Source organism: Facklamia sp. P12937, from assembly GCF_050409505.1.
In the GTDB taxonomy this organism is placed as follows: domain Bacteria; phylum Bacillota; class Bacilli; order Lactobacillales; family Aerococcaceae; genus Facklamia.
The window spans coordinates 1-6,089 of the sequence record NZ_JBNUPI010000033.1 but is presented as its reverse complement, the minus strand read 5'-3'; the positions used below and the strand labels follow the sequence as shown (position 1 = coordinate 6,089).

Below are 6,089 nucleotides of genomic sequence, written 5' to 3'. Positions count from 1 at the left end.
TAGTTTTATCCCGCAAATTTTTAAAATTTCAGGACATTTTCATTTACGGTTGACACAATAAATAGTTTTTAAAAAGTAATAAGGGCGAAAAATTTTACTCTCTCACCCTGTTTTTCGTCCCAAATATTATATAGTTTTAGTACAAACTTACTCTAACTCATCATCTTCTTTATCTTCTGTTTCCAACGACTCATCTAGTTCATTTTCACTTTCCTCTGCCTCTGAAAAGAAATCATCATCTTCCTCCTCAAAATCTTCAAGCTCCTTATCTTCCTTTTTTTTAATAACCTTGAAATAATATCCTGCTCCTAATGCTCCTACTATTACAAGAGCAAGGATTAAGTATGTTCCTGTATTGCTACTTTCTTCTTTTTTCACAGGCTTAGGTTCTTCTTTTGCCGGTTCTTCCTTTGTAATTTCTTGTTTTGGTTCTTCTTTCTTCTCAACCATATTAAGGAGATCATCTTCAGATACTTCTGTTAAAAGCATCACATTTTCGCTATCCTCATCATGGTTAATAATTAAGTGAAAAGTTTTACCATTTTTAGTTGTAAAGGTAACAAACTGTCTTGCATCTGCTGAATACATATGGCTTAAATTATTTTCTTCACTTTCATTATGGTGAATTGGGTAGTCATTGTTCGCATTATCCTTATTCTCAGTAACAGTTCCTCTTGCCTTTGATGGAGCTGAAGCAACTCCTTTATTGGTATTTACATTTTTATTTGAATCATCCATCTGTGAACTATTACTACTATTATTGGAAGGCTGTTTTGGTGTCAGCTTATTTGGATAACGAATTTCTTTTTCTTTATCATTGCTTTTTCCGGTATTTATATCCTTTGTATTACTTTTTCTACTATCCTGTGGCAATGAATCTTTTTTGATATCTCTTACAGATGTTTGTGGTAAATCTCCTGTTTTTAATTTGATTTGTGAAGTAGGACTAACTGGAGTTTCAACTAATTTATGCGAAATAGGAGTTTTTCCAAGCTCATTCATCTTTTTATCAAGCTCCTTAATCTTCTCAATTAGTTTATCCATCTCTTTTTTCATATCTTGTGATAAGTTTTTATCTTCCTTGCCTTTATCAAGTTTTTCTTTCAGGCTATCTATTCTTTCTTAAAGCTCTTTAATTTTCTCTTTTTGCTTATCGTTTAATTTATCCTTATCCTTAGTTTCCTTGTTTAATTTATCAAGTTTTTCTTGAAGAACTTTAGATTCCTTTTCTATTTTGGAAATATCATTCTTAGTAATTTCTGTTTGAGTTTCCTTATTCTCCGTCTTTGTATTTTCTGTCTGAGTCTGAGCATTACTTTCAGATTTTTTTACTATTCTGATAATACTATCATTACCATCACCTTTTACTGTATAGCTCACGAAATCATCGTTAAAACTCATATTATCATCAAGCATTTCAAGATCAGAAGAATCTATCACCTGTTTTTTTCAAATAAAGCTATATATTCCTTATATACCTTTCCATCTTGGTATTGATATTTCACTTTTACTTCACTTTTTGTCTGACTCTCTTGATCCTTGGTATCAGTATTTTCTGTTTGAGATGATGCATTAGTTACCCTCGTATATAAATCCTCTAAAGGATATTCAATAAAAGCTACCCCTGTATAATATCTATTCCATGTTTCAATAATTAGTTTATCTTCAGAAATTTTTATATCTTTTACATTGTTGATATTAGGATTTGCATTAAGAACATTTTGCTTAATACGCTCAATTGTTTCAGGTTTTAGATCCCCACTATAATCTATCTTTTCTTTTATTACATTTCGGTTTAATTTATAAATATGTGCTTCAATTTCATAGACAAATTCATCTTCTTTATTCACATATCTTTTTTTTACTGCACTATTTTTTTTTTACAAAACCTATATAATAATCTCTAAAATATTTTTCACCCTCCAAGCTTATAAATTGTCCAAATCCATGACTAGCACTTATATCATGAGGGTAGCTTTTTTGACTGATATAGTCTAATTCATAAAGAGCATGAAATGGATTTTCCTTATTCATATTTTTTGTGTAAACACTTCACTAAATACAAGATCATCTCCTCCACTTTGATTTGAAATCCAATGTTTCATTAGAAATTTAAATTCTAACTCTTTATTACTATTTCTGTAAAAATGTTTGGAAAATTCATAGTTTAAACTTTTATATAAATTGCAAATAGAACTTAGCCACCTAGAACAAAGTAGGCCTCGCTCATGAGAAGTGTGAGTTCAATGATCCATGTAGCTGTTTAATCTTTCTGTGAGGGCTTGATAAGGAGCTGAGCCATGGTAGCCTGATGGGCTGAGCGGTTTATCTGGCGTTTACGCTAGGAAACCATGGCGAAGGAGGCTCCTTGTCAAGCCCTCACGTCAAGCTGTTTTCTGTTCATTCTTCCACGCCTTAACAAACACTTCGTGAGCCGTGGCGTAACCTAATAGCTTCCGGGGCCTGTCATTCATCCATTGTTGAATGCGATTAATATCTACCTGTGTATACCTAGCTAAAGACTCCCCTTTCGGTATATAGCGTCGAACGAGACGGTGTTGGTTTTCACTGGTGCCACGCTCCCAAGATGAGTAAGGGTGAGCGAAGTAGACCTCAGCTACAGAGGAGACAGCTTTTGTGAGTGAACTGAACTCTGAACCGTTATCACTTGTGAGAGTCTTAAAGAGTCGCTCAGCTTTATCTCCCAGCGAGTTCTTGAGTTGAGTGATCGCTTGATGAACGGCCTGACTGGTCTGATTCTTAATCAAAATAAGCCACTCAAAGCGTGAGTGACGCTCAACCAACGTCAATAAGGCAGGTCCCTCTTCACCATGTGGACCTACCACAGTATCGATTTCCCAGTGTCCCCATTCCTCACGATCTTCCACTTTCTGGGGACGTTCTTCAACCGATTTGCCCAGGATTTTGCGGCGTCTGGGTCCAGGTTCAAAAGCCTTGTGCGGTTTGCGTGATACCTTTTCAGGTAAATCACTATTCTTCGTTCGCATGAGACCCGCATTGATCCAGTTATAAAGCGTTTTTGTGCAAGGGATCAAGTCTTCACAGAACAATTTATGACGTTTAGCGTAACCAACAACCGCATCAGGGCTCCACCTCTCACTGAGTAGCCTTTCATCCGCCCAATCGATAAAGTCCTTACTATTGACCCACTTAGGTTGTCGTCCCGTTCCCTCGTGCAAGTGGTCATACGCCGCTTGTCCCGCAGCAGCACTATAAACCTCAGAAAAGTAGATGTATGCCTTTGCGTTCGAGGATTGTTTACGTTTTTGAGTAACCTTCCCGCGTTTCACTTCAGTATGAATGGTCTGAGGTGAACGCCCAAGTAATCGGGCGATTGCTCGGTTTGAGCCATGTGGAGTCTGCTATTCTATGTTTGTGTTGTTACTACATAGATTAGCAGACTCACTGGCTCTTTTTCTATTTTAAATGGCTAAGTTCATTTTACAATTCTCCATCACATTTAATTTTTAAAACTTAATCTATATTTATAAATATAATGAAAGAAACAACCGAGGACAATTAATCCGCGGTTGTTTTTTATTTAATATTTCTTCTGTATTTTCTAAAATATTCTATAGCCACACCCAAGCCATACCCATATTTATAGCTAAAACATCTCTTCATATACTTACAATGTATAAGCTTTTAAAGCCGGAATATTCATAACAAAAACTAATGAATTTTATAACTTCATGAGGTCATCTTTACTTTTTAATATTCAACAATAAAGTCTTAAGCGCTTAATAAACTATAAGAGTGGAAGTTTAAATTTTGTATTGATTCTAGAAACTTGTAACTGGCTATTTTATATCAGAATAGTACATTAGTTACATGAAATTTTACATCAATCAAAAACATTTTATCATCAATTTTTTTAGGTGATCTCTTTCTAAAATCCACCCAAATTTGTCAAAAATTTAACCTAACTTATATAAAAATTAACCCCCTATAAAAAGATTCTTAAACGTTTTGAACGTCAAGGAAACTATTCTTATAATATTCTCTATTTTGCTTTTTCCAACTAAACCACACACTCCACATGTAATTTTTAGGTAATTGGTCATTAAAAACACAGCCTTATAAAGACTATTATATCAACATTATTTAAGGTATTATATCATTTTAAAGCACTCTCTAAATAATAGTTAGGCTGTTTTCCTTTCTAATGTTTTTGTTATTAAGATTTTCATAGTCATTACATTCACTCATAACGATTTCAAAAAGGGTAACTATATATTTCTTTGACCCTATCGAAAAGAAAACGATAATCATCCCTTTCACTTCATAAAACTTTATCTATAACTTACTAAACTAAGTCTAAAAAATCATAGACATGATCTGGCAATAAGATTGCACCCTCTCTTTTATTATATAGATCTTGCAATTCTTGATTTACATTCTCTTTGTTAAAGTCTTGTCCAATACTTGGATTCCATTCGCATAACCTTTTAAATTCTTTGCTATCGGGTGTTTTTGATAACTCACGAAGATTCTCTAGTCCTCCAACACCACCACAATCTTCGGGAATATTCTCACCTTTAGAAGCAACCACCTGAGGAAAAATGCCCCCATTAGCTACATCTTCTTTCATCAAAGTAATCTTAAATTCCCAATTATCTCCAAAATCATAGGTATAATTGATTGAACTATATTCGTATAAATATGGGAGAACAAGTGTTTTTTCAGCGTCTTTTTTTATAAGGTTAGCTATTGCATCACTAAAATCATAATCACGGCTAATCTCTAAATCAATCTCTAATTGAGTACCATATTTTTGGAAACTAAATAAATGTCTATCTTCTAAACCAAAAGCACATTGAATAAAGCAATGTAACTCAAAAAAGGTCGTCCTATCTGGCACAATCATATTTCTCCAAATAGCAGGATTCTTAATCCCTACCAACTGTACTTTTAACTGAATCATCATCATCTCTCCCTTTCTTTTACTAAGTCTTTTTAAACTGTAGTTAAAATCCTGCAATTACATAGTTACTTATTTCATAGTGCATTATTATAAGATTAACTACCTTTACTAAAGAAAACGTTCTAGTGAGTCTGCTAATCTATGAAGTATCGACACAAATTTAAAAAGAAAGACTCATTTTTATGGATGTAACAAAGCGGTTCTTATAATCCAGATGTTTAATCTGCTTTCAAACCAATTATACTACAAATTCAGTCCTTTGAATATGCTCGACCTATTAAAACGGCTTTAAACACCTTTATCCGCTATAAAACTATGTCGCTAATGCTATTGAACTACCTTACTCCAACGCCAAACTGGAAGCAACTAACAAACTCATCAAAGATATTAAGCGAAATGCCTTTGGCTATAAAAACGACTCCCATTTCAAAAATAGAATTCTTTTAATATCAAGATTATATGTGTCAGGAAGAAATCGAGTAGGAGGCTAGCCATTAGTTGACTAGCCGACCTCTCACACCCCCGTACCTACGGTTCCGTATACGGTGGTTCCCTAGTTTACACACACTTTAGTATAATAGCCGAGCATTGACAGGTAGCCTGGCTTAGCTATTTCTTCTTTGGTTAGCACTGAGTTTAGCATTAGTGCAGCTCGCCACGTGGCTTTTCTGCAATTCGCCATTTCATGCACTTTTCAAAGCGGTATCCCAAATTTCTTTATCCTCTTGTATCTTGTTCTGACTTTCTTCCACTGTTTCCAGTATATTTGCCTTACTCTTCTCCTAAGCCATTCATCCATACATTCCAGCATGGATTTCATATCCGCCATTGAGAAATAATTTATCCATCCTGCGATAAACTTGTTCAGTTTGGATTTCCTTACTGCATTTGACCCTCCATTACTTCTAGATGTTAGCCTTTTCAGTTCACTTTTCATCTTATCTATTGACTTCTGATAAACCCTAACCCTATATTCCCCTTTTGTAATATAGAAGCTATAGCCTAGATACTTAACTTTCGTTATATGTTCTACCTTGCTTTTATTTCGATTCACTTTTAACTTCAGCTTTCCCTCTATAAATGGCAAGTTATTTCTTAAGGTTCTTTCTGCACTTCGTTTACTCTTGCAAAATATCATCCAATC

2 protein-coding genes and 3 pseudogenes are annotated in these 6,089 nt (G+C 34.3%); 1 reads left to right on the top strand and 4 read right to left on the bottom strand.

Translation table 11 applies throughout. The features are described from left to right. Positions 1-147: 147 nt before the first annotated feature. From ACQV2R_RS08390 to ACQV2R_RS08380, 3 genes and pseudogenes are all read right to left on the bottom strand, one after another. A pseudogene (locus ACQV2R_RS08390) lies at positions 148-2,105 on the bottom strand (CD1107 family mobile element protein). A gap of 279 nt (positions 2,106-2,384) precedes the next feature. Beyond that, a pseudogene (locus tag ACQV2R_RS08385) lies at positions 2,385-3,362 on the bottom strand (IS30 family transposase); the annotation flags it as partial. 965 nt (positions 3,363-4,327) lie between these two features. After that, positions 4,328-4,945: a plasmid pRiA4b ORF-3 family protein gene (locus tag ACQV2R_RS08380; protein WP_428873544.1), complete on the bottom strand. Its 618-nt coding sequence runs from the start codon at positions 4,943-4,945 to the stop codon at positions 4,328-4,330. 279 nt (positions 4,946-5,224) lie between these two features. Between ACQV2R_RS08380 and ACQV2R_RS08375 the strand changes: the two are divergent. Then, positions 5,225-5,436, top strand: a pseudogene (locus tag ACQV2R_RS08375) (transposase); the annotation flags it as partial. 203 nt (positions 5,437-5,639) lie between these two features. Here the strand turns inward: ACQV2R_RS08375 and ACQV2R_RS08370 are convergent. After that, on the bottom strand, positions 5,640-6,089 hold a 450-nt coding region (locus tag ACQV2R_RS08370), incomplete at its 5' end, for a group II intron maturase-specific domain-containing protein (protein ID WP_428892091.1).

Excerpts from the sequence above, each read along its gene's own strand:
- ACQV2R_RS08380 (WP_428873544.1), bottom strand. The coding sequence starts at position 4,945 with ATGATTCAGTTAAAAGTACAGTTGGTAGGGATTAAGAATCCTGCTATT.